The sequence below is a fragment of the Pacificoceanicola onchidii genome (assembly GCF_004804335.1).
Taxonomy (GTDB): domain Bacteria; phylum Pseudomonadota; class Alphaproteobacteria; order Rhodobacterales; family Rhodobacteraceae; genus Pacificoceanicola; species Pacificoceanicola onchidii.
On sequence record NZ_SRXY01000007.1, the window covers coordinates 181490 to 202857 of the forward strand.

Annotated in this window: 23 protein-coding genes; 16 read left to right on the forward strand and 7 right to left on the reverse strand. The window is 61.2% G+C overall.

Going from position 1 to position 21368, the window contains the following annotated elements:
- Positions 1 to 229: 229 nt before the first annotated feature.
- Both odhB and E4662_RS18110 read right to left on the reverse strand, forming a co-directional pair.
- A complete protein-coding gene (gene odhB, locus E4662_RS18105; protein WP_136443017.1) occupies positions 230 to 1735 on the reverse strand; it encodes a 2-oxoglutarate dehydrogenase complex dihydrolipoyllysine-residue succinyltransferase in 1506 nt (501 codons plus the stop codon).
- A gap of 42 nt (positions 1736 to 1777) precedes the next feature.
- The gene (locus E4662_RS18110) at positions 1778 to 4744 is read right to left on the reverse strand and encodes a 2-oxoglutarate dehydrogenase E1 component (RefSeq protein WP_136443018.1); all 2967 of its coding nucleotides are present in this window, start codon (positions 4742 to 4744) and stop codon (positions 1778 to 1780) included.
- An 88-nt stretch (positions 4745 to 4832) separates the two neighbouring features.
- On the opposite strand from E4662_RS18110, the gene E4662_RS18115 reads away from it, so the two are divergent.
- A complete protein-coding gene (locus tag E4662_RS18115; RefSeq protein WP_136443019.1) occupies positions 4833 to 5738 on the forward strand; it encodes a sulfotransferase family protein in 906 nt (301 codons plus the stop codon).
- Between the two features lie 27 nt (positions 5739 to 5765).
- Here E4662_RS18115 and sucD read toward each other — a convergent pair whose 3' ends face one another.
- From sucD to sucC, 3 genes are all read right to left on the reverse strand, one after another.
- A complete protein-coding gene (sucD, locus tag E4662_RS18120; RefSeq protein ID WP_136443020.1) occupies positions 5766 to 6653 on the reverse strand; it encodes a succinate--CoA ligase subunit alpha in 888 nt (295 codons plus the stop codon).
- 61 nt (positions 6654 to 6714) lie between these two features.
- Positions 6715 to 7188: a hypothetical protein gene (locus E4662_RS18125; protein ID WP_136443021.1), complete on the reverse strand. Its 474-nt coding sequence runs from the start codon at positions 7186 to 7188 to the stop codon at positions 6715 to 6717.
- Positions 7188 to 8381: an ADP-forming succinate--CoA ligase subunit beta gene (gene sucC, locus E4662_RS18130; RefSeq protein ID WP_136443022.1), complete on the reverse strand. Its 1194-nt coding sequence runs from the start codon at positions 8379 to 8381 to the stop codon at positions 7188 to 7190. The genes E4662_RS18125 and sucC overlap by 1 nt, the downstream gene beginning before the upstream one ends.
- A 224-nt stretch (positions 8382 to 8605) precedes the next feature.
- On the opposite strand from sucC, the gene E4662_RS18135 reads away from it, so the two are divergent.
- Both E4662_RS18135 and E4662_RS18140 read left to right on the forward strand, forming a co-directional pair.
- Positions 8606 to 9631, forward strand: a complete 1026-nt coding sequence (locus E4662_RS18135; RefSeq protein ID WP_136443023.1) for a glycosyltransferase family 2 protein — start codon at positions 8606 to 8608, stop codon at positions 9629 to 9631.
- Positions 9624 to 10634 carry a glycosyltransferase family 2 protein gene (locus tag E4662_RS18140; RefSeq protein WP_136443024.1) on the forward strand — a complete coding sequence of 337 codons (1011 nt, stop codon included), beginning with the start codon at positions 9624 to 9626 and terminating at the stop codon, positions 10632 to 10634. Before E4662_RS18135 ends, E4662_RS18140 begins: the two co-directional genes overlap by 8 nt.
- A gap of 52 nt (positions 10635 to 10686) precedes the next feature.
- Here E4662_RS18140 and mdh read toward each other — a convergent pair whose 3' ends face one another.
- Positions 10687 to 11649, reverse strand: coding sequence for a malate dehydrogenase (gene mdh, locus E4662_RS18145; protein WP_136443025.1), 963 nt, complete (start codon positions 11647 to 11649; stop codon positions 10687 to 10689).
- Between the two features lie 159 nt (positions 11650 to 11808).
- On the opposite strand from mdh, the gene E4662_RS18150 reads away from it, so the two are divergent.
- Positions 11809 to 12564 carry a sulfite exporter TauE/SafE family protein gene (locus E4662_RS18150; protein WP_136443026.1) on the forward strand — a complete coding sequence of 252 codons (756 nt, stop codon included), beginning with the start codon at positions 11809 to 11811 and terminating at the stop codon, positions 12562 to 12564.
- 112 nt (positions 12565 to 12676) lie between these two features.
- On the opposite strand, the gene E4662_RS18155 is transcribed toward E4662_RS18150, so the two are convergent.
- Positions 12677 to 12970, reverse strand: a complete 294-nt coding sequence (locus E4662_RS18155) for a hypothetical protein (RefSeq protein ID WP_420819276.1) — start codon at positions 12968 to 12970, stop codon at positions 12677 to 12679.
- Between the two features lie 336 nt (positions 12971 to 13306).
- Between E4662_RS18155 and E4662_RS18160 the strand changes: the two genes are divergently transcribed.
- The 12 genes from E4662_RS18160 (at position 13307) to E4662_RS24135 (ending at position 21128) form a co-directional block, all read left to right on the forward strand.
- On the forward strand, positions 13307 to 14158 hold the full coding sequence (locus tag E4662_RS18160; protein WP_136443027.1) for an HpcH/HpaI aldolase/citrate lyase family protein: 852 nt from the start codon (positions 13307 to 13309) through the stop codon (positions 14156 to 14158).
- A 36-nt stretch (positions 14159 to 14194) separates the two neighbouring features.
- Positions 14195 to 14740 (forward strand): NnrU family protein, encoded by a 546-nt coding sequence (locus E4662_RS18165; protein WP_136443028.1) that lies wholly within the window; start codon positions 14195 to 14197, stop codon positions 14738 to 14740.
- Positions 14741 to 14744: 4 nt separating this feature from the next.
- Entirely contained in the window at positions 14745 to 14948 is a 204-nt protein-coding gene (locus tag E4662_RS18170) for a DUF1737 domain-containing protein (protein WP_136443029.1), read from the forward strand.
- Positions 14949 to 15977 carry a MaoC family dehydratase gene (locus E4662_RS18175; RefSeq protein WP_136443030.1) on the forward strand — a complete coding sequence of 343 codons (1029 nt, stop codon included), beginning with the start codon at positions 14949 to 14951 and terminating at the stop codon, positions 15975 to 15977.
- Positions 15978 to 16255: 278 nt separating this feature from the next.
- A complete protein-coding gene (locus E4662_RS18180) occupies positions 16256 to 16459 on the forward strand; it encodes a hypothetical protein (RefSeq protein WP_136443031.1) in 204 nt (67 codons plus the stop codon).
- Positions 16460 to 16677: 218 nt separating this feature from the next.
- On the forward strand, positions 16678 to 17067 hold the full coding sequence (gene sdhC / locus E4662_RS18185) for a succinate dehydrogenase, cytochrome b556 subunit (protein WP_136443032.1): 390 nt from the start codon (positions 16678 to 16680) through the stop codon (positions 17065 to 17067).
- A 12-nt stretch (positions 17068 to 17079) separates the two neighbouring features.
- A complete protein-coding gene (sdhD, locus tag E4662_RS18190) occupies positions 17080 to 17451 on the forward strand; it encodes a succinate dehydrogenase, hydrophobic membrane anchor protein (protein ID WP_136443033.1) in 372 nt (123 codons plus the stop codon).
- A 28-nt stretch (positions 17452 to 17479) separates the two neighbouring features.
- Entirely contained in the window at positions 17480 to 19285 is a 1806-nt protein-coding gene (sdhA, locus tag E4662_RS18195) for a succinate dehydrogenase flavoprotein subunit (protein WP_136443034.1), read from the forward strand.
- Positions 19285 to 19665, forward strand: coding sequence for a hypothetical protein (locus E4662_RS18200; RefSeq protein WP_136443035.1), 381 nt, complete (start codon positions 19285 to 19287; stop codon positions 19663 to 19665). Before sdhA ends, E4662_RS18200 begins: the two co-directional genes overlap by 1 nt.
- Positions 19653 to 19982, forward strand: a complete 330-nt coding sequence (locus E4662_RS18205) for a hypothetical protein (RefSeq protein ID WP_240705241.1) — start codon at positions 19653 to 19655, stop codon at positions 19980 to 19982. The genes E4662_RS18200 and E4662_RS18205 overlap by 13 nt, the downstream gene beginning before the upstream one ends.
- Before the next feature lie 10 nt (positions 19983 to 19992).
- The gene (locus tag E4662_RS18210; RefSeq protein ID WP_136443036.1) at positions 19993 to 20775 is read left to right on the forward strand and encodes a succinate dehydrogenase iron-sulfur subunit; all 783 of its coding nucleotides are present in this window, start codon (positions 19993 to 19995) and stop codon (positions 20773 to 20775) included.
- 203 nt (positions 20776 to 20978) lie between these two features.
- A complete protein-coding gene (locus E4662_RS24135; protein ID WP_168798015.1) occupies positions 20979 to 21128 on the forward strand; it encodes a hypothetical protein in 150 nt (49 codons plus the stop codon).
- Positions 21129 to 21368: the final 240 nt, after the last annotated feature.

The window sequence follows — 21368 nt, forward strand, 5'->3', positions numbered from 1 at the left end:
CGATACGCGGGTCATGTGCCTGTCCCCACGTCAGCGCTGCAGTTGGGGCAAGCCAGTGTTTTGCTACCATCGCTGGCGGTCAGGAAGGGCCCGGCGTCTTTTACGCGGTCGTAGGCAGGGCCCTCGCCTGGTTTTGATTGAGGGCCTATCCCGATCACCCGAATGACCTGACCTGAGAACCCGCATTGCGGGCAGGTCAGGTTTTTCGGTTTGAGGTAGGCCACCCGTTTTACAGATCCATCAGCAGGCGGCGCGGATCTTCGAGCGCTTCCTTGACGCGCACGAGGAAGGTCACGGCGCCTTTGCCGTCGACGATGCGGTGATCGTAGGACAGGGCGAGGTACATCATCGGGCGGATCTTGATTTCGCCGTTGATGACCATCGGGCGGTCCTGGATCTTGTGCATGCCGAGGATGCCGGACTGCGGGGGGTTGAGGATCGGCGAGGACATCAGCGAGCCGTAAACACCGCCGTTGGAGATGGTGAAGGTGCCGCCCTGCATTTCCGCCATGGAAAGCTTGCCGTCACGGGCGCGCTTGCCCTTTTCGGCGATGGCTTTCTCGATGTCGGCAAAGGACATCTTGTCCGCGTCACGGATGACCGGAACCACGAGGCCCTGCGGCGTGCCTGCGGCGATGCCCATGTGCACGAAGTTCTTGTAGACGATGTCCGTCCCGTCGATCTCTGCGTTGACCTCGGGCACCTCTTTCAGAGCATGGCAGCAAGCCTTGGTGAAGAAGGACATGAAGCCGAGGCGGGCGCCGTGCTTCTTCTCGAAGAGGTCCTTGTACTCTTTGCGCAGGGCCATGGTCTCCGTCATGTCCACCTCGTTGTAGGTGGTCAGGATCGCGGCGGTGTTCTGCGCGTCCTTCAGGCGGCGGGCGATGGTCTGGCGCAGACGGGTCATTTTGACCCGCTCTTCGCGGGCTGCGTCATCGGCAGACACCGGGGCGCGCGGTGCGGCGGCCGGAGCCGGAGCGGGCGCAGCGGCGGCGGCTGCCACGGCAGCAGCAACGTCAGCCTTGGTGGCGCGGCCATCGCGGCCGGTGCCGGTCACGGCGTCACGGTTGATGCCAGCCTCGGCCATGGCTTTCTCGGCGGCGGGGCCGTCCTTGACGTCTTTGCCAGCGGGCGCGGCGGACGCGGCCGCGGCAGGCGCATCGGCGGCAGCCGGGGCGGCGGCAACAGCGCCTGCGCCCGAGGCGATCACGGCCAGCTTGGCGTCGGCTTCAACCGTTGCGCCTTCGGCGGCCACGATTTCGGTCAGGGTGCCGGAGGCCGGTGCGGGCACTTCAACGCTGACCTTGTCGGTTTCCAGCTCGCAGAGCATTTCGTCCTGCGTAACCGCATCGCCGACCTTCTTGAACCACGTGGAGACGGTGGCCTCCGACACGCTTTCGCCCAGCGTCGGCACCATCACGTCAACCGATGCGCCACCTTCAGCGGCGGCAGGGGCTGCTGCGGGAGCGGCTGCTTCGGCTTTGGGGGCCGGGGCGGCATCGCCTTCAGAGATGTTGGCCAGCAGGGCGTCCACGCCCACGGTTTCGCCTTCACCGGCAACGATGTCGGCGAGGGTGCCTGCGACGGGCGAGGGCACCTCGACGGTCACCTTGTCGGTTTCCAGCTCGCAGAGCATTTCGTCCACGGCAACGCTGTCGCCGGGCTTTTTGAACCATGTGGCCACGGTTGCTTCGGTCACCGATTCACCCAGCGTCGGAACGCGTACTTCGGTCATGTCAGTCTTCCTTCTTCTTACCTTGGGCGCGGGGCCACGGGGTTATTCGATGGTCAGCGCTTCGTTCACGAGCGCCGCTTGCTGTGCTTTATGCTGGCTGGCCAGACCCGTTGCCGGGGAGGCCGAGGTTGCGCGTCCGACGTAACGGGGGCGTTTGTGGCTCGCCTTGATGCGGCCCAGAACCCACTCGATGTTCGGCTCGATGAAGCTCCAGGCACCCTGGTTCTTCGGTTCTTCCTGGCACCAGATCATCTCCGCGTTCTTGAAGCGCTCCAGCTCCTTGACGGCGGACATGGCCGGGAAGGGGTAGAACTGCTCGAAACGCAGCAGGTAAACGTCGTCGATGCCGCGCGCGTCGCGCTCTTCGAGCAGGTCGTAGTAGACCTTGCCGGAACACATCACCACGCGTTTGATCTTGTCGTCGGCGACCAGCTTGGTGTCCGAGTTGCCCTTCTCCGCATCATCCCAGAGGACGCGGTGGAAGGAGGAGCCGGTGGTGAACATCTCGGCGTCGGAGATGCAGAGCTTGTGGCGCAGCAGCGACTTCGGCGTGACCAGAACCAGCGGCTTGCGGTAGCTGCGGTGCAGCTGGCGGCGCAGGATGTGGAAGTAGTTCGCCGGGGTCGAGCAGTTTGCCACGATCCAGTTGTCCTGACCGCACATCTGCAAGAAGCGTTCGAGACGGGCAGAGGAGTGCTCAGGGCCCTGACCTTCGAAGCCATGCGGCAGCAGGCAGACGAGGCCCGACATGCGCAGCCACTTGGATTCGCCGGAGCTGATGAACTGGTCGAACATGATCTGCGCGCCGTTGGCGAAGTCACCGAACTGGGCTTCCCACAGGGTCAGCGCGTTCGGCTCTGCCAGCGAGTAGCCATATTCAAAACCCAGAACCGCGTATTCGGACAGGGCCGAGTCGATCACCTCGTATTGGGCCTGACCTTCGCGGATGTTGTTGAGCGGGTAGTAGCGCTCTTCGGTTTCCTGGTTCACGAACCCGGAGTGCCGCTGCGAGAAGGTGCCGCGGGTACAGTCCTGACCGGCCAGACGCACCGGGTAGCCTTCGACCTGAAGCGAGCCAAAGGCCAGTGCCTCTGCGGTGGCCCAGTCAAAACCCTGACCGCTCTTGAACATCTTGGCGCGGGTGTCGACAAGACGGCCCACGGTCTTGTGGATCGGGAACCCCTCGGGAATGCGGGTCAGCGCCGTGCCGACCTCGGCGAGGGTCTCTTCCTTGATGGAGGTCTGACCGCGCTGGTAGTTGCCCTCTTTTTGCTTGTCGAGGTGGCTCCAGCGACCGTCCAGCCAATCCGCCTTGTTCGGCTTGTAGGTTTTCCCGGCTTCGAACTCTTCGTTCAGATAGGCCTGAAACGCGGCCTTCATGTCTTCGATTTCGCCTTCGGGGATCAGGCCGTCCTTGACCAGACGCTCGGTGTAGAGCGACAGGGTGGTCTTATGGCCTTTGATCTTCTTGTACATGATCGGGTTGGTGAACATGGGCTCGTCGCCCTCGTTGTGACCAAACCGGCGGTAGCAGAAGATGTCGATGACCACGTCCTTGTGGAACTTTTGGCGGAACTCCGTAGCAACCTTGGCAGCATGGACCACAGCCTCCGGATCGTCGCCGTTGACGTGGAAGATCGGCGCCTCAACCACCAGCGCGTTGTCGGTGGGGTAAGGCGAAGAGCGCGAGAAGTGCGGCGCTGTGGTGAAGCCGATCTGGTTGTTGACCACGATATGCATGGTGCCGCCGGTCTTGTGACCGCGCAGGCCCGAGAGAGCAAAGCATTCCGCCACAACACCCTGACCCGCAAAGGCCGCGTCGCCGTGCAGCAGGATCGGCAGAACCTGCGTGCGCTCGGCGTCTTTCATCTGATCCTGCTTGGCGCGAACCTTGCCCAGAACAACCGGGTTCACCGCTTCGAGGTGGCTCGGGTTGGCTGTCAGCGACAGGTGCACCGGATGGCCGTCAAACTCGCGGTCGGATGAGGCGCCGAGGTGGTATTTCACGTCGCCGGAGCCATCTACGTCCTCGGGCTTGAAGCTGCCCCCTTGGAATTCGTTAAAGATCGCCTTGTACGGCTTGGCCATCACATTGGCGAGCACCGACAGGCGGCCGCGGTGCGGCATGCCAATGACGATTTCCTTGACGCCAAGGTTGCCGCCGCGCTTGATGATCTGCTCCATCGCGGGGATCAGGCTCTCGCCGCCGTCCAGACCAAAACGCTTGGTGCCCATGTACTTGACGTGCAGGAACTTCTCGAAGCCCTCGGCTTCAACCATCTTGTTAAGGATCGCTTTACGACCTTCGCGGGTGAAGGCGATTTCCTTGCCGAACCCTTCGATGCGCTCCTTGAGCCAGGCGCTCTGCTCCGGGTCGGAGATATGCATGTACTGCAGGGCAAAGGTGCCGCAGTAGGTGCGCTTCACGATGCTGACGATTTCGCGCAGCGTGGCGATCTGCAGACCCAGAACGTTGTCGATGAAGATCGGGCGATCCATGTCCGCTTCGGTGAAGCCGTAGGACTTCGGATCAAGTTCCGGATGGGCGCTGTCGTCGCGCATGCCGAGCGGGTCAAGATCCGCTGCGAGGTGGCCACGGATACGATAGGCGCGGATGATCATCAGGGCGCGAATGCTGTCGAGCACGGCGCGCTGGATGGCGTCGTCGCTGACCGTGACGCCCTTGGCCTCGGCGGCTTCCTTGATTTTCTTACCGGCGCCCTTGGCTTCGGCCGGAACGGCGGGCATCGGCCATTCGCCGGTCAGCGCGCCGGTCACGTCATCGGCAGGGGCGGGCGGCCAGTCGGCGCGGGCCCAGGACGGGCCGGAGGCCTCGGCCTTGACGTCCATGCCATCGTCGCCAAGCGTGGAAAAGAACTCCTGCCAGGCCGCATCGACCGCGTTCGGGTCATTGGCGTAACGCGCGTACATCTGTTCGAGATATTCGGCGTTGTGCCCCTGCATGAAGCTGGAGGCGTGGAAGAGATCGTTGGGGCTCTGGTCGTTCATGAGAGCGGCTCCTGCTGGTGGGCCTGATTGCCATTGCTTGTTCGGGTGGTTAGCGTGCTTGGGTGTATCTTCATGAAATCAACGGCTAATGAAACACAATTATCTTTTTCTGATTGGCGCTGCGAAGTCTGCGACGACCAGCGTCGCGGCCATGCTTTCGACGCATCCCGATGTCGCGGTCGCAGCGTCCAAGGAGCCCTGCTTTTTTACGGATTTTGCCGCAAGAGACTGGAGCGGACCCAGCGGTGACGCCTTCAGCGCGCGGCTCGTGCGCAGCTTGGGCGACTACGACAGCGAGTTCGCAGCCAATCCTGATGCGTCGTGGCGCGTCGATGCCTCCACCGATTATCTCAGCTGCCCGGTCAGCCCGCAGCGGATCGCCGAATTCGCGGCGTCCGAGCGTGTCGGGCGTGTCATTGTCATGGCGATCCTGCGCGATCCGTTGCAGCGGGCACTGTCCGAGTACCAGCACACCTTGCGGGACGGTCACGAAACGCTGTCGCTGCGAGAGTCCCTGGATCTGGAGGCCACGAGGCGCGAGGATGGGTTTCAGCCTTTGTTCTGGCATGTCGAGCGCAGCAGCTACGCAACGCACATTGCGCGCTGGCGTTCCACAGGGCTGGACTTGAACCTGTTCGGATACGAGGCGGTCAGCACGCCCGATACGTTTATCCGGGATGTTTTCAAACTGATGGATCTTGCGCCGTTGGAGGCGATGCCGAAGGCGGAGACCAAAAATCGCAGCTACACTTACAAGAACCCGATCATCGGCCAGATCATGCGGCACGGCGCGGTCCTGCGCGCGGCGCGCGGCATTGTGCCGAAGCAGTTTCGCGCGGGCGTCAAGGACGCCCTGCTGCGGGTTGTCGGGGCCAAGTACACGCCCGGCCCTGACGAGATTGCCCTCCTGCGGGAGGCGCTGCAAAGCGAAATCGACGCATGTGTCCAAGACCCAGCCATCCCGACGGACGGCTGGACCCTGAGCAAGGCGTGAGAGATCGCTCTGCCGGCTGAGCATGGCTTAGCCGATCTCGATCGCTTGCATGACGGCCTCGCCAAGCGTGGCGGGGCTGTCGGCAACCACGATACCAGCGGACTTCATCGCTTCGATCTTGTCCTCGGCACCACCTTTGCCACCGGCGACAATCGCGCCAGCGTGGCCCATGCGGCGGCCCGGAGGGGCTGTGCGGCCCGCGATGAAACCAGCGGTCGGCTTCCAGCGACCTTTTTTCTTCTCGGCGGCGAGGAATTCTGCGGCTTCTTCTTCCGCGGAGCCACCGATTTCACCGATCATGATGATCGACTGGGTTTCATCGTCCGCGAGGAACATCTCCAGCACGTCGATGTGCTCGGTGCCCTTGATCGGGTCGCCACCGATGCCCACAGCGGAGGACTGGCCGAGGCCCATGTCGGTGGTCTGCTTGACCGCCTCATAGGTCAGGGTGCCGGAGCGGGACACAACGCCGACGGAGCCGCGCTTGTGGATGTGGCCGGGCATGATGCCGATCTTGCAGGCGCCGGGGGTGATCACGCCGGGGCAATTCGGGCCGATGAGGCGCGAGCTGGAGCCTTCGAGAGCGCGCTGAACGCGCATCATGTCGAGCACCGGGATGCCTTCGGTGATGCAGACGATCAGTTCCATCTCTGCGTCAATCGCTTCGAGGATCGAATCGGCGGCGAAGGGCGGCGGCACGTAGATCACGGAGGCGTTGGCCTCGGTGACGTGCTTGGCTTCATGGACCGAGTTGAAGACCGGCAGGTCGAGGTGCGTCTGACCACCTTTGCCCGGGGTCACACCCCCGACCATCTTGGTGCCATAGGCGATTGCCTGTTCAGTGTGGAAGGTGCCCTGCGAGCCGGTGAGGCCCTGACAGATCACTTTGGTGTTTTCGTCTACGAGGACTGCCATTTTGGCGTTCTCCTGAATTGTTCCGGCTGATCCGGACGTTTCTGTTTTGGCGGAGCTTTGGTCACGACTTGTACAGCGTGAGGCCCCAGGATTGACGGCGTTTCTTGTAGATGGATTGCAGGCGATACTTGGATCGACCAACCTTGACGGACCAGGATTCGTTCCGTTTTCCCTTGCGATAGACAGAAACCTCACCGCCGACTCTGCGTGCCAGCTCGGTTATGATCTGTTTCTCAAGGGCCAACGAAACATCCGGCTCCGACCCGTCCGCATTCAAAGGAATGCCGTCCAAATGGATGCGGCAGCTTTGCGCGGGCACGACACTCAGGAATGCACCTGAGCCGGTCGGGAACTTCGCTTTGCCAACCTTCTGGAAAGATGCCTTGACCTTGTGGCTCTGAAAACTCGGAGCATGGTCAACGCAGATTTCCTTGAAGGCGCGAACGATCGTCTCGCTTGTCGAATTTGCATACGCGGCACTGCCGGACGCAAGAACAAGCGCGATAACTGCCGCTGACAAACCTGCGAACCGCATCAGCCTTTAACCGCCTTTACGATTTTCTGCGCACCGTCTTTGAGGTCATCCGCGGCAATCACATCAACATCGGAGTTGTTGATGATGTCCTTGCCCGCTTCGACGTTGGTGCCTTCGAGGCGCACAACCAGCGGAACCTGCAGGCCAACTTCTTTCACAGCAGCCACAACGCCCTCTGCGATCACGTCGCAGCGCATGATGCCGCCGAAGATGTTGACGAGGATGCCTTTGACGTTCGGGTCGGAAGTGATGATCTTGAACGCTTCGGTCACCTTCTCTTTGGTCGCGCCGCCGCCTACGTCGAGGAAGTTGGCAGGCTCGGCACCGTAGAGCTTGATGATGTCCATGGTCGCCATGGCAAGGCCCGCGCCGTTCACCATGCAGCCGATCTCACCGTCGAGCGCGATGTAGTTCAGGTCGAACTTGGAGGCCTGAAGCTCTTTGGCATCTTCTTCGGTCTCGTCACGCAGCTCGGAGACTTCCGGCTGGCGGTAGATGGCGTTGCCGTCAAAGCCAACCTTGGCGTCGAGAACTTTCAGCTCGTTGCCGGGCATGACGATCAGCGGGTTGATCTCCAGCATCTCCATGTCTTTTTCCATGAAGGCTTTGTAGAGAATGCCCATCAGCTTCACGCACTGCTTGACCGCTGCGCCTTCGAGGCCGAGCGAGAAGGCGATGCGGCGGCCGTGGAAGGCCTGGTAGCCGGTGGCCGGATCAACGGAGAAAGACAGGATCTTTTCCGGTGTAGAGGCTGCAACCTCTTCGATGTCCATGCCGCCCTCGGTGGAGCAGACGAAGGACACGCGGGATGTCTGGCGATCCACCAGCAGCGCGAGGTACAGTTCGCGCTCGATGTCGGAGCCATCTTCGATGTAGATGCGGTTGACCTGCTTGCCGATCGGGCCGGTCTGGTGCGTGACAAGCGTCTTGCCGAGCATCTTCTTGGCTTCTTCAGCGGCCTCTTCGACCGATTTGGCCAGGCGCACGCCGCCCTTTTCGCCTGCTTCGGCTTCCTTGAAGGAGCCCTTGCCGCGACCACCTGCGTGGATCTGGGCTTTGACGACCCAAAGCGGGCCATCGAGTTCGCCTGCGGCGGTCTTGGCATCTTCGGCCCGAAGCACAACGCGGCCATCCGAGACCGGTGCGCCGTAGGAGCGCAGCAGCGCCTTGGCTTGATATTCGTGGATGTTCATGGGTCGTCTGTCCCCGTTTTGCTACGATTTGATGACGATATAGGCGCGCATACACCGACGGGTTAAACAAAAAATTTCTGTTTTGCAGGAAATAGGGCGCTTTTTCGACATTTGTGATCACACCCTGACGGGCTGTGATCACAAGTTGATTTTATGTTAGCGCTTGGCAGAGATTCGCGCTCTGGTTAGGGTCGCGTGACGTTGAGGTCAATCAGGAGAAACCGGTGCAGAGTTGGGCCACGGTCATGACCGTCCGCGAGCCACCGCAGCTCGTTCTGAGCAATGTGATATGGCATCTGGAAACGGGCGCGGCAGAGGTTCATGTCTGTTTCGATGACCCCGACGACGGGCTTGCAGATGATCTGGAGCAGATCCCCGGCGTCTTTGTCAGGCGCTGCGATGACGCGCACTGGCGCGCTCTGGCACCGCGCCGAAAGCGCCCGGACTCGATCAACCGCCGTCAATCGCTCAATGCCAATCACGCGCTCGGCGAGACGAAGGCAGACTGGCTGTTTCATATAGATGCAGACGAGTTTCTCTGGCAGCAAAGTCCGCTTGGCGCGGAGCTCGAGGTTGTCGCGGAACTCGACTGCGAGTTGCATCTGCCCGTGGCTGAACGGCTCTATCCGGCCGGTGCTACGCGAGCGACGATCTTCGACGGGTTCTTCCGCACCAGCACCAAGGGCCTGAACCGCCGCGCAGATGGCACGTCAAATGATCCGGTGATCTTTGGCGATCATCTGGCCGTCCTGCTGCACGGAGTTCTCGGCCATTCGGCGGGCAAATGCGGTGTGCGGCGCGGGGCCGGGCACCGTTTGGGCATTCATTGGTCTTACAAGGGCGACACGCGCCACCGGACCGAACGCTACAAGAGCACATCGACCCGGCTCTTGCATTTCGACGGGCTGACCCCGCTGCACTGGCTGTCAAAACTGATCCGCTACCGCGATACGGACCCCGAAGTCATGAACATCGCAGACCACCGCAAAGAGCAGATCGGCCTGATGCAGGCGATGATTTCAGAGCCGGATGGCTTGCGGCAGCTGCATGACGAGCTGCGCGTGTTCGATGAGGCGCGCCTGCAGCGCCTGCGCGCTTTCGGCCTGCTCGCCGAGATTGGGTTTGATCCGGCCCCCGTGTTTGCGAAGTGGGGTGTGAGCATGCCGGATCTCACGCCGGAAGCCTTCGACGCGGCGCTGCTCGCGCAGAATCCGGAGCTGCAGGAGCTACAGGCGATCCTCCATGACTGACACCCGCACGACATGGGGCACGGTTTCGACGGTGCTGGAGCCGCCGCAGATTCTGCTGGCCTTTGCCGCGTATCATTTGCACGCCGGGGCCTCGGAAGTGCACCTTTACCTTGATGCGCCTTGCCCCGACGCGGAGCGATGGCTTGCGCAGAAACCGCGTGTGACGGTTACAATCTGCGACGCCGCGTATTGGCAAAGTGAACACGGTCGAACCCGCCCGACGGATTCGCGCGAACGGCAAGTTCTGAACGCGCGGCACGCCTATGCGCGGACAAACTGCGATTGGCTGGCGCATATCGACGCGGACGAGTTTCTGATCCGGGTGCCGCAAATCGTGCGGTTTCTTGCGGACTGCTCGCCGCAGATCAAGGTTGTCTCTTTACACAATGCAGAGCGTGTTCTGCGCCGTGGGCAAATTCCCCGAACGGTCTTTGACGGCCTGTTCCGCAAGCCCTTCCCGACAAAGAACAGCGCCGCCGAACGCAAAATCTACGGCGAGGGTGCGGACTTCCTGTTGCGCGGCTTTTCCGGTTACGCCATCGGCAAGAGCCTTTATCGCGTCGGGGCAGGGCTGAAACTCGACCTGCACGAACCGGCGCCGACGGACTATTGGCGTGGCCCAACGCCGGAACGGGTCTGGTTTCCGCGCATGGGGCTATTGCATGTGGACGGCTACACGCGCGCCCATTGGGAAGACAAGCTCCGCAAGAAAACCCGCCTGCTTCGCCAGGATACACCGTCCGGACACAATCCGGCCCGCACCAGGCAAATCGCGCATTTCCTGGAAGAACCTGACGGGGATGTGGACACCGACCGGCTTTATGACATGACGCGCTGCCTGTCGTATCGCCAGCTGGCCCAGATGCTTTTGCACCGCAAGCTTCTGCCCGAGACGCTGTCGCTCCGTGCGGCCCTAAAAGCCGAGTTTCCCGAAGCAACGGTCGATCTTTCGCCCGAGGCCATCGACGCGGCACTGGCGGATATCAGACATCGCAGCCAATAAAAAAGCCCGGGGCCAATGGGCGCCCGGGCTTCGATCTTCAATCAGGTCTGGCTTATGCCAGGGAGCTGTCGATGCCTTTGCAGGCTTCAACGAGACCTTTGACCGCGTCGACCGACTTGTCGAACATCTCTTGCTCTTCCTTGTTGAGCTTGATGTTGACGATCTTCTCGATGCCGTCTGCGCCGATGATGGTCGGAACGCCGACATACATGCCTTTGACGCCGATTTCGCCGTCACAATAGGCTGCACAGGGCAGGACGCGCTTCTGGTCCTTGAGGTAGGCTTCGGCCATCTCGATTGCGGAGGTCGCCGGTGCATAGAACGCGGAGCCGGTCTTCAGCAGGCCAACAATCTCTGCGCCGCCGTCACGGGTGCGCTGAACGATTGCGTCCATCTTCTCTTGCGTGGTCCAGCCCATCTCGATGAGGTCCGGCAGCGGGATGCCGCCAACGGTGGAGTACCGTACGGAAGGCACCATTGTGTCGCCGTGACCGCCCAGAACGAAGGCGGTGACGTCTTTCATGGAGACGTCGAATTCTTCGGCAAGGAAGTGGCGGAAGCGGGCGCTGTCGAGAACGCCGGCCATGCCGCAAACCTTGTTCGCCGGCAGGCCGGAGAACTGCTGCAGTGCCCAGACCATCGCGTCGAGCGGGTTGGTGATGCAGATGACAAACGCGTCGGGTGCGTTGGCCGCGATGCCTTCGCCCACGGACTTCATGACCTTGAGGTTGATGCCCAGAAGGTCGTCACGGCTCATGCCCGGCTTGCGCGGCACACCCGCGGTCACGATGCACACGTCCGCGCCCGCGATGTCGGCGTAGTCCTGCGTGCCCTTGAGCTTGGCGTCAAAGCCTTCGCTGGGGCCGGATTCGGCGATGTCGAGCGCTTTGCCCTCAGGGGTGCCCTCTGCGATGTCGAACAGGACGACGTCGCCCAGTTCTTTCATTGCTGCGAGGTGCGCGAGCGTGCCGCCGATTTGTCCAGCGCCGATTAGGGCGATCTTGGGTCTGGCCATGGATCTCTCTCCAGTCCTTCTTGAAATACGCAGCTTGCCTAAGCCTTTCCCCGGCGTCGCGCAAGGGCGCTGCGGCGCGGCGCAATGTCCGTTAGGGCTATCACCTGCTTCGCGAACGCGATAATGGCAGAGTATTCGACAGCTTAGAGAGGAAAGCCCGTGGAGCTTTTCACCGCATCCGTTTTTGCGTTCACGATCCCTGCGGTGATTTTTGCCGGAATTTCCAAGGGAGGGTTCGGGTCCGGCGTGGCCTTTGCCAGCGCGTCGATTCTGGCGCTTGTGCTGGAGCCGGGGGTGGCTCTGGGCCTCATGCTGCCGCTTCTGATGTTGATTGATGTCAGCAGCTTGCCCGCCTACTGGCGCAAATGGGATTGGTCGGCCGCGCGGGTTTTGCTGATCGGCGGTATCCCGGGGACGATCCTTGGCGCTCTGTTTTATGCGTGGGCAAACCCCGATGCGATCCGTTTGATCATCGGACTCGTCGCTTTGCTTTTTGTCGCGTGGCAAGCCGCGCAGAAAGTCGGGCTGATCCGGCTGGGCGCGGCGCGGTTTGGCGAGAAAACCGGATTCGTTGCCGGTCTGGTTCTTGGCTTTACCAGCTTTGTCAGTCACGCTGGCGGACCGGCGGCTGCGGTGTACCTGCTGGGGCAGGGGCTTTCCAAGACCACCTATCAGGCCACAACGGTCCTGATCTTCTGGGCAGTCAATCTCTTTAAGTCCGGGTTTTATGCCGGAATGGGGATTTTCACCCGCGAGACCTTGATGCTCGATCTCGCTCTGGCGCCATTTGCCATTCTTGGCACGTGGCTTGGCATCAAGGCGCACCACAAAGTCAACGAGCGGGTTTTCTTCGCAATCACTTATGTCGCGTTGGCGCTGACCGGTATGAAGCTGATCTGGGATGCGCTCACTTAAGGTCCCGAGCGTCGCAATCCACTATAGGAAAGTGCATGATGGGGGAGTTGCCGTTGCAATGGGTCACTGGATCCAACCGGCGGCACGAGGCCAGCCGTCTCCCCCGGTCAGATCACGCATCGTCCCCTTGAGGTGGCAACGCTTCGGCCAGTTCTTCGAAGGCCTGGCCGCTGGCAACGAGGCAGGTAACGCCCTGGGCCGTGGTCACGGTAATCGTCCACGAGCCGGTCTCGAGAGAGGCGAACACTTCCATCATGTTGTTGTTGGCCCCAAGGCCCATGGACTGGCGCGTTTCGCCGTATTTGTCCGCGAGGCGCTCTACAACCAGATCGCGCGGTGCACAGTTTTGTGCGCCCTGCGCCTTTACCATTGTCGCGGCCCCAAGGAGGATTCCCGCGGAAAGCATGGTCAGTTTCACAAATCTATCCGTCATCGCTTTGCCCTTTCGGCTGGCGCCCGGTGGTGTCGCGGCTTTGCCGCCTGACCGGGAGTATGGATCCTCTCTTGCTTTGATGAGCGCTCCCTCAAGCGCCCGTGTTCTGCCATTGTTCGGCTTGATCCAACTTTGTGGTTCAGCCTCCAACAAAAGGTTAATGCAGCGTACGGTCGTTCCAATGTGACACATTTCGCCGGAAAACATGGGAAAAATCCGGGCAGTTCTGCGCTGCGGCAATTTCCTTCTTGAACTTTCCGGTAAAAAATGCCCTTCCTCACGCAACAATATTGCTCAGAGGAATCTCCCATGGACATGGCCGCCCGCCCGTATCGCTCCGTTCTCTACATCCCCGGTTCCAAGGAGCGCGCGCTTGAAAAAGCCCGTGGCCTGCCTGTGGATGCCGTCATTTTTGACCTTGAGGATGCGGTTGCACCGGGCGAGAAACCGGCTGCGCGGGACACGCTGAAGGCTGCGCTGGCCGAAAGCTACGGCAACCGCACGCGCATCGTGCGTATCAATGGTCTTGATACCGAATGGGGCGCGGACGATGCCCGGGCTGCGGCGGACATGGACTGCGATGCGGTGCTGCTTCCGAAGGTTGAAAGCGCCGCCCAGCTGGACGCTCTGGCTGCGCTGGTCGGGGACAAGCCGCTTTGGGCGATGATGGAAACGCCGAAGGGCATGCTCGCCGCTGCTGAAATCGCCGCGCACCCGCAACTCAAGGGCTTTGTCATGGGCACCAACGATCTGGCCAAGGAGCTGAACTCCCGCTTCCGCCCGGATCGCCTGCCCATGATGCCGGGGATCGGCCTGTGCCTGCTCGCCGCCAAGGCGCATGGCGTGGTTATCGTCGATGGCGTCTATAACGCCTTCAAGGATGACGAAGGGCTCAAGGTGGAATGCGACCAGGGCCGCGACATGGGCATGGACGGCAAAACCCTGATCCACCCGGCGCAGGTGGACATCGCCAACACCGCCTTTGCCCCGTCTGATGCGGAAATCGACCTCGCCAAGCGCCAGATCGAAGCCTTTGAGGAAACCGTGGCCTCGGGCGGCGGTGTTGCGGTGGTTGACGGTAAGATCGTCGAGAATCTCCATGTCGAGACCGCCCGCAAGACGCTGGCCAAGGCAGAGGCCATTGCGGCCCTTGCCGAATAACGTCAGTCTCGCTGCAGCACAGCAAAGGAGAAAGCCATGCTGCTTCTGAGTCTCGGCGTCGCGCTCTGGTGCGCGGCGCATTTCTTCAAGCGCCTCGCCCCGGAGGCCCGCGCCAACATGGGCGACAAGGGCAAAGGTCTTGTCGCTCTGGCCATCGGTGTTTCCATTCTCATGATGATCTTCGGATACCGCATGGCGGATGGCACCTTTTTCTGGGGGCGGCACCCCGCGACGGTCGGCATCAACAACCTGATCATGATCGCCGCGCTCTACCTCACCTCGCCCGGCCCGTCGAAAGGCGCGCTGTTCTACAAAATGCGCCACCCGATGCTCACCGGCTTCCTGCTCTGGGCGCTGGCGCACCTTCTGGTCAACGGCGACACACCCTCGTTCATCCTCTTTGGCGGCCTCGCGCTCTGGGCGGTTGTCGAGATGAACGTCATCAACCGGGCCGAGCCGGACTGGACGCCGCCGGAAAAGGGCAGCATCCGCAAAGACGCCATCTTCCTTGTGGCTTCTGTGGTGCTGCTTGGCGTGATCGGTATGGTCCACACCTGGCTTGGATACCCAACTTTCGGATAAGCTCATGAAACTCTATCGCTTCCTTTCTGCCGATGACACGTCGGACTTCTGTCACAAGGTCACCGCGGCCCTGAACAAGGGGTGGGTTCTGCATGGCGACCCGACCTACGCCTTTGATGCGGCCAATGGCGTGATGCGGTGCGGGCAGGCCGTGGTGAAGGACGCGTCGGGCGAATACACACCTGATCTCAAACTGGGAGACCAATAAATGGCCAAGACCAACCCCGGCCGCTTTTTCGAAGACTATGCCATCGGTCAGACAATTGATCATGCCGTCCCGCGCACCGTGTCCGGTGGGGAACGGGCGCTCTACCACGCGCTCTATCCCGCCCGTCACGCGCTCTACTCTTCGGATCAGTTTGCACAGGCCTCCGGCCTTCCTGCCTCGCCAATCGACGATCTGGCCGCGTTCCACATCGTCTTTGGCAAGACCGTCCCGGATGTCTCGCTCAATGCGGTGGCGAACCTGGGCTATGCCGAAGGGCGCTGGCTCAAGCCGGTTTACCCCGGCGACACTCTGCGTTCGACCTCCGAAGTTATCGGCCTGAAGCAGAACTCCAATGGCAAGACCGGCGTTGTGTACGTCCGCACGCGTGGCCTGAACCAGCGTGACGAGACCGTCATGGAATATGTCCGCTGGGTCATGGTGCGCAAATCGAACCTTGATGCGCCTGCGCCGGACACCGTGCTGCCGGATCTCAAGAAGGTACTGGTGCCCGAAGATCTGACCATCCCCGAGGGACTCGATTTCTCGGGCTATGACTTCACCCTCGCAGGGGAGCCGCATCGCTGGGGCGACTATGAGATCGGTGAAAAGATTGACCACGTCGACGGTGTCACCATCGAAGAAGCGGAGCACATGATCGCAACGCGCCTATGGCAGAACACGGCCAAGGTGCACTTTGATCTGACGTTCCGCCCCGAAGGCCGGCTGATCTACGGCGGGCACGTGATCTCCATGGCGCGCGCCTTGTCCTTCAACGGTTTGGCCAATGCACAGATGATCGTTGGCCTCAACGGGGGTGCGCATGCAAACCCCTGCTTTGCCGGGGATACTGTGAAAGCCTGGACAGAGGTTCTGGACAAGGCAGAAACCAGCGCTCCGGGCGTCGGGGCCATTCGCCTGCGCCTTGTTGCGACCAAAGGCGGCGAGGCCTTTACGCTCAAGAACGAGGAAGGGCGGTATGACAAGAACGTCCTGCTCGATCTCGATTACTGGGCGCTTATGCCAATGTGATGCACGGATCTCATGCGAGCGCGGTGCATCGCAGCGGTTCAGTCAGATCCAATTTGCCCCCGTCACGGCTGCCGTGTCGGGGGTTTTTTCGCTCCAAGGTCAGGCAATCAGCATAGTCGGCCAGATTAGGCGTTTTCCCGTACCCCAAAAATAAACGCCATTCTTACGAGCAGATCGCCTGCTTTCGTCATGTCTTTGTCAAAAATCAATGACTCGTGCCAACCGCTGCTTGTAGCCTTGAGACGTGGGAGAGATTTGTCTGCTCAAAAGGGGGTACTATGTCACCACTCAGTCTTCCGGCCGCGCCCGCCGATGTGTTGAACATACCGGACCATGAAATCGCGACGGTTGTTCGCGATCTGATCGGTCACCGCAAACTGTCGCCCCTCATGCGCCGGATCAACGCGGGTCTGTCCTCAGAAAACCAGACCTTGCGCCAGCAAAGCCGGACGGCATTGGACCGCCTTGGGTTTCCTGAGTAAAAAAATCAGACTTGGAATCAAGGCGGTTGCCTGCGAATTAGGCTTCTGCCCCCGGGTTTTGCAATTTGTGATCACGCTTTTTGTGCTGTGATCACAAATTAACAGAAAACCGCCAAATTGCGCCAAAAAACCGCGCCTGTTAGCGCTTAGCCCTCGTGACTTGCCCGGCCAAACCGTTAAAACACCCTCGAAGAGAACTCATAAGAGGGAAATCTCGCATGGCCGACGTCAACCGGGGCAATCGCCCGCTCTCTCCATTCATGATCGGGCAATACTACCGTCCGCAGATGACCTCGATCTCCTCCATCATGGTACGGATCACAGGCATTGCTTCGCTGGGTACGGCATTCTTGCTGGTCTGGTGGCTGCTGGCAGCAGCAAGCTCGCCTTCGTATTTTGCCGTGATCGACGGGATCCTGCGCAGCTTCATTGGCGATATCATCCTGCTGCTCTCCACCTGGGCCATCTGGTACCACATGCTCGGCCGTCTGCGTCACGTGATCTGGGACCTTGGTTACTGCGTCGAGGTCGAGATTTCCGAGAAGATGGGGCTCGGCATGTTTGTCGGCGCCACCGTCCTGACCCTGTTCACCGCACTCGTTGTATAAGGAGACCGCGACATGGCATTCCTGACAGATCGCAAGCGCGCCATTGGTCTTGGCTCCGGCCGCAGCGGCACGCACCATCACTGGAAGATGATGATCACCTCCGCCGCTCTGGTTGTGCTGGTCCCTCTCTTCGTCTTCACCTTCGGCGCAGGCATGGGCGGCACCCATGAAGAGGTTCTGGCCTACTTCTCCCGCCCGTTCCCGGCCATCATCACCGCTCTGACCGCCGCCGTCGCGATCCTGCATTTCAAGGCAGAGACCGAGGAGGCGATCGTCGACTACGTGCACGGCGTGACCGGCAAGCTTTTGATCGTGGCGGTCACGGCGTTTTCCTACGTCCTGATCGCAGCGGCGCTCTTCGCCCTCGTCAAAATGGCCCTCTGATCCCCGCGCGCTGCAAGGAAAAAGAACAATGACAACAGCTTACCAATACGAGACGCATGACTATGACGTCGTGGTGGTCGGGGCCGGTGGCGCCGGTCTGCGCGCGACGCTCGGCATGTCGGAGCAAGGTCTCCGCACCGCCTGTGTGACCAAGGTTTTCCCGACCCGCTCGCACACCGTCGCGGCTCAGGGCGGCATCGCCGCCTCGCTTTCCAACATGGGCCCGGACAGCTGGCAGTGGCATATGTATGACACGGTCAAAGGCTCCGACTGGCTCGGCGATACCGACGCCATGGAATACCTCGCCCGCTCCGCCCCGGCAGCGGTCTATGAGCTTGAGCACTATGGCGTGCCTTTCTCCCGCACCGAAGAAGGCAAGATCTACCAGCGTCCTTTCGGCGGCCACACCACCGAATACGGTGAAGGCCCGCCGGTTCAGCGCACCTGCGCCGCGGCTGACCGCACCGGCCACGCCATCCTGCACACGCTCTATGGCCAGTCGCTGAAGAACAACGCCGAGTTCTACATCGAGTATTTCGCCATCGATCTTCTGATGGAAGACGGCGTCTGCAAAGGCGTTCTGTGCTGGAAACTCGACGACGGCACGTTCCACGTCTTCAACGCGAAGATGGTGGTTCTGGCGACTGGAGGCTATGGCCGCGCCTACTTCTCCGCGACCTCCGCGCACACCTGCACCGGTGACGGTGGCGGTATGGTAGCCCGCGCTGGTCTTCCGATGCAGGACATGGAGTTCGTTCAGTTCCACCCGACCGGCATCTACGGCTCCGGCTGCCTGATCACCGAAGGCGCACGCGGCGAGGGTGGTTATCTGACCAACTCCGAAGGCGAGCGTTTCATGGAACGCTACGCGCCGACCTACAAGGACCTCGCGCCGCGTGACTACGTGTCCCGCTCCATGACCATGGAAATCCGCGAAGGCCGCGGTGTGGGCGACGAGGGGGATCACATCCACCTGAACCTGTCGCACCTGCCTGCCGAAGCCTTGGCCGAGCGCCTTCCGGGCATCTCCGAATCCGCGAAAATCTTCGCCGGTGTGGACGTGACCAAAGAGCCGATCCCGGTTCTGCCGACCGTACACTACAACATGGGCGGCATTCCGACGAACTACTGGGGCGAAGTGCTCAACCCGACGGCAGACGATCAGAACGCAGTTGTTCCGGGCCTCATGGCCGTGGGCGAAGCGGGCTGTGCCTCTGTTCACGGTGCCAACCGTCTTGGCTCCAACTCGCTCATCGACCTTGTGGTCTTTGGCCGCGCCGCCGCGATCCGCGCTGGCAAGGTTGTTGACCCGAGCACCGCAACCCCGGTTGCGCCGAAGTCGGAGATCGACAAGTCGTTTGACCGCTTCGACGGGCTGCGCAACGCGTCCGGCGCGATCCCGACGGCTGACCTGCGTCTTGAGATGCAGAAGACCATGCAGCGCGATGCTGCCGTCTTCCGCACCGGCAAGACAATGGCCGAAGGCGTTGAGGCCATGACCGAAATCGCCGGCAAGATGGGCGATCTAAAGGTCACGGACCACAGCCTTGTGTGGAACTCGGACCTGATGGAAACGCTTGAGCTGACCAACCTCATGCCGAACGCTCTGGCGACAATCGTCGGCGCAGAGGCGCGCAAAGAAAGTCGTGGCGCTCACGCCCATGAGGACTACAGTGAACGGGATGATAAGAATTGGCGCGTACACACGATTGCTCGCGTCAATGACTCTGCGGTTGACCTCAGCTATCGCCCCGTCATCACCGATCCTCTGACCACCGAGGATGAAGGCGGCATCGAACTGAAGAAAATCGCGCCCAAAGCGAGGACCTTCTAATGCGCATGCCCCTTATCCTTTCCGCCACCATTGCCACTCTTGGCATGTCTTTGCCTGTCGCCGCCCTGGCGGACGACACTTCGGCGGAATCGGAACAGGGGCAACGCGACATCCTGATCGCCTGTAACGATCGCCTGTTCGGCGTGCCCCACGGCGGGCAGGAGATCGTCATGGAGACCACCTGGCGCAACAACATGCCCATGGTTCGTGTGATCGAGGGCGGCGCCCGCTCCGAGCACGAAGCCTTTGAAGTCAACGCTTGTGCGGCGCGTCACCTCGGCCTTGGTGCCGTGACGCGCGGGGCAGGAGGCATGGGCTATGGCGGTTGCTACCCCGGTGCGCCGAAAATGATCCGAGGCACGACTTATTGCTTCAACTGAACGCACATAAGACGGCGCTTTTGATCGGCGTGCTGGCTCTTGGCGCCTGCGATTCGCAGACCCAGGATCGCATCGCCCGCGAGGCAGCCCGATCCACCGTGACCCGTGTTGTCACCGACCGCTTCCCCGGTGTTCCGGTGGAGCCCACGATCAACTGCGTGATCGACAACGCCACGGCCCCTCAGATCCGCGCGCTTGCGCTGGACACCGTGGGCGGCGTGACGGAGTCGAGCATCGAGATTGTCACCAATATCGTCTCGAAACCCGAGACCCTGACCTGCCTGGCGGCCGAGGGGCTGCCGGCCCTGCTTCTATAAGGAGAGCGAGATGGTCCAGTTTACACTCCCCAAAAACTCTACAATCCGCACCGGCAAAACCTGGCCCAAGCCGGACGGCGCAACAAACGTCCGCAAGTTCCAGATTTACCGCTGGTCCCCGGACGATGGGGAAAACCCGCGTGTCGACACGTACTTCCTCGACATGGACAAGTGCGGCCCGATGATTCTCGACGCGCTGATCAAGATCAAGAACGAGATTGACCCCACGCTGACCTTCCGCCGCTCCTGCCGCGAAGGCATCTGTGGCTCGTGCGCGATGAACATCGACGGGATCAACACGCTGGCCTGTATCTATGGTCTCGACGAGATCAAGGGCGACGTGGTCAAGGTCTACCCGCTGCCGCACATGCCGGTGGTCAAGGACCTGATCCCCGACCTCACCCACTTCTACGCCCAGCACGCCTCCATCATGCCGTGGCTCGAGACGAAAACGAACCGCCCGGCGAAGGAATGGAAGCAGTCCATCGAAGACCGCAAGAAGCTCGATGGCCTCTATGAATGCGTCATGTGCGCCTCCTGCTCGACATCCTGCCCGTCTTACTGGTGGAATGGTGATCGTTACCTCGGACCGGCCGCGCTGCTGCATGCGTACCGCTGGATCATTGACAGCCGTGACGAGGCCACCGGCGAGCGCCTTGATGAGCTTGAAGATCCGTTCAAGCTCTACCGCTGCCACACCATCATGAACTGTGCCCGCACCTGCCCGAAAGGCCTGAACCCGGCCAAGGCGATTGCGGAAATCAAGAAGATGATGGTTGAGCGCGCGGTCTGATCCAAAGACCGGTTCAACCAAGACAAAACCCCGGGACGTCCAGCGCGCCCCGGGGTTTTTCTTTTATTTTCCAGAAGGTTGACGCCACGACAATTGCACCCTGCGCAAAACGCGTTTGCAGGAATTGGGGGCTGTCTCGCCGTGCTTTCGCGCCTATGTCACAGGGCAGGGAGGAGTAGCCAACCCCTTGAAAGGCAACTCCAATGAGTGAACGTGTAACACCTCCGCAAGGTCAATCCGCCGCCGCCCGCGCCGCGCTTGAGGCACTGGAACAGGCCTGGGCCTATTTCACACCCGAGACCCGCAAGGAAGCCGACACGCCGGTCTATGAGGACATTCCCCTGGCCGCCTGAGCCTCTGATGAACCCTGCATCGCAAACCTGTGGTGCAGGGTGCTCTTTCTTTTTCTGTTCAGACCCAAGGCCAGTCATTGTAGGGCTTGGAAATGCTCGTCTTTGTCGGCCTGATCATCGCCTTTGTCCTCGTTGCGGTCTTTTCGAACCGCAAAACACGCCGCTGCCGATGGCGTGAATACCGTCTGGCACAAGACAGCCGCTGGACATGTGTGGCCTGTGGAGGCGAGATAACCGGAC

Excerpts from the sequence above, each read along its gene's own strand:
- odhB (WP_136443017.1), bottom strand. The coding sequence starts at position 1,735 with ATGACCGAAGTACGCGTTCCGACGCTGGGTGAATCGGTGACCGAAGCA.
- E4662_RS18110 (WP_136443018.1), bottom strand. The coding sequence starts at position 4,744 with ATGAACGACCAGAGCCCCAACGATCTCTTCCACGCCTCCAGCTTCATG.
- E4662_RS18115 (WP_136443019.1), top strand. The coding sequence starts at position 4,833 with ATGAAACACAATTATCTTTTTCTGATTGGCGCTGCGAAGTCTGCGACG.
- sucD (WP_136443020.1), bottom strand. The coding sequence starts at position 6,653 with ATGGCAGTCCTCGTAGACGAAAACACCAAAGTGATCTGTCAGGGCCTC.
- E4662_RS18125 (WP_136443021.1), bottom strand. The coding sequence starts at position 7,188 with ATGCGGTTCGCAGGTTTGTCAGCGGCAGTTATCGCGCTTGTTCTTGCG.
- sucC (WP_136443022.1), bottom strand. The coding sequence starts at position 8,381 with ATGAACATCCACGAATATCAAGCCAAGGCGCTGCTGCGCTCCTACGGC.
- E4662_RS18140 (WP_136443024.1), top strand. The coding sequence starts at position 9,624 with ATGACTGACACCCGCACGACATGGGGCACGGTTTCGACGGTGCTGGAG.
- mdh (WP_136443025.1), bottom strand. The coding sequence starts at position 11,649 with ATGGCCAGACCCAAGATCGCCCTAATCGGCGCTGGACAAATCGGCGGC.
- E4662_RS18155 (WP_420819276.1), bottom strand. The coding sequence starts at position 12,970 with ATGCTTTCCGCGGGAATCCTCCTTGGGGCCGCGACAATGGTAAAGGCG.
- E4662_RS18160 (WP_136443027.1), top strand. The coding sequence starts at position 13,307 with ATGGACATGGCCGCCCGCCCGTATCGCTCCGTTCTCTACATCCCCGGT.
- E4662_RS18165 (WP_136443028.1), top strand. The coding sequence starts at position 14,195 with ATGCTGCTTCTGAGTCTCGGCGTCGCGCTCTGGTGCGCGGCGCATTTC.
- E4662_RS18170 (WP_136443029.1), top strand. The coding sequence starts at position 14,745 with ATGAAACTCTATCGCTTCCTTTCTGCCGATGACACGTCGGACTTCTGT.
- E4662_RS18175 (WP_136443030.1), top strand. The coding sequence starts at position 14,949 with ATGGCCAAGACCAACCCCGGCCGCTTTTTCGAAGACTATGCCATCGGT.
- E4662_RS18180 (WP_136443031.1), top strand. The coding sequence starts at position 16,256 with ATGTCACCACTCAGTCTTCCGGCCGCGCCCGCCGATGTGTTGAACATA.
- sdhC (WP_136443032.1), top strand. The coding sequence starts at position 16,678 with ATGGCCGACGTCAACCGGGGCAATCGCCCGCTCTCTCCATTCATGATC.
- sdhD (WP_136443033.1), top strand. The coding sequence starts at position 17,080 with ATGGCATTCCTGACAGATCGCAAGCGCGCCATTGGTCTTGGCTCCGGC.
- sdhA (WP_136443034.1), top strand. The coding sequence starts at position 17,480 with ATGACAACAGCTTACCAATACGAGACGCATGACTATGACGTCGTGGTG.
- E4662_RS18200 (WP_136443035.1), top strand. The coding sequence starts at position 19,285 with ATGCGCATGCCCCTTATCCTTTCCGCCACCATTGCCACTCTTGGCATG.
- E4662_RS18210 (WP_136443036.1), top strand. The coding sequence starts at position 19,993 with ATGGTCCAGTTTACACTCCCCAAAAACTCTACAATCCGCACCGGCAAA.
- E4662_RS24135 (WP_168798015.1), top strand. The coding sequence starts at position 20,979 with ATGAGTGAACGTGTAACACCTCCGCAAGGTCAATCCGCCGCCGCCCGC.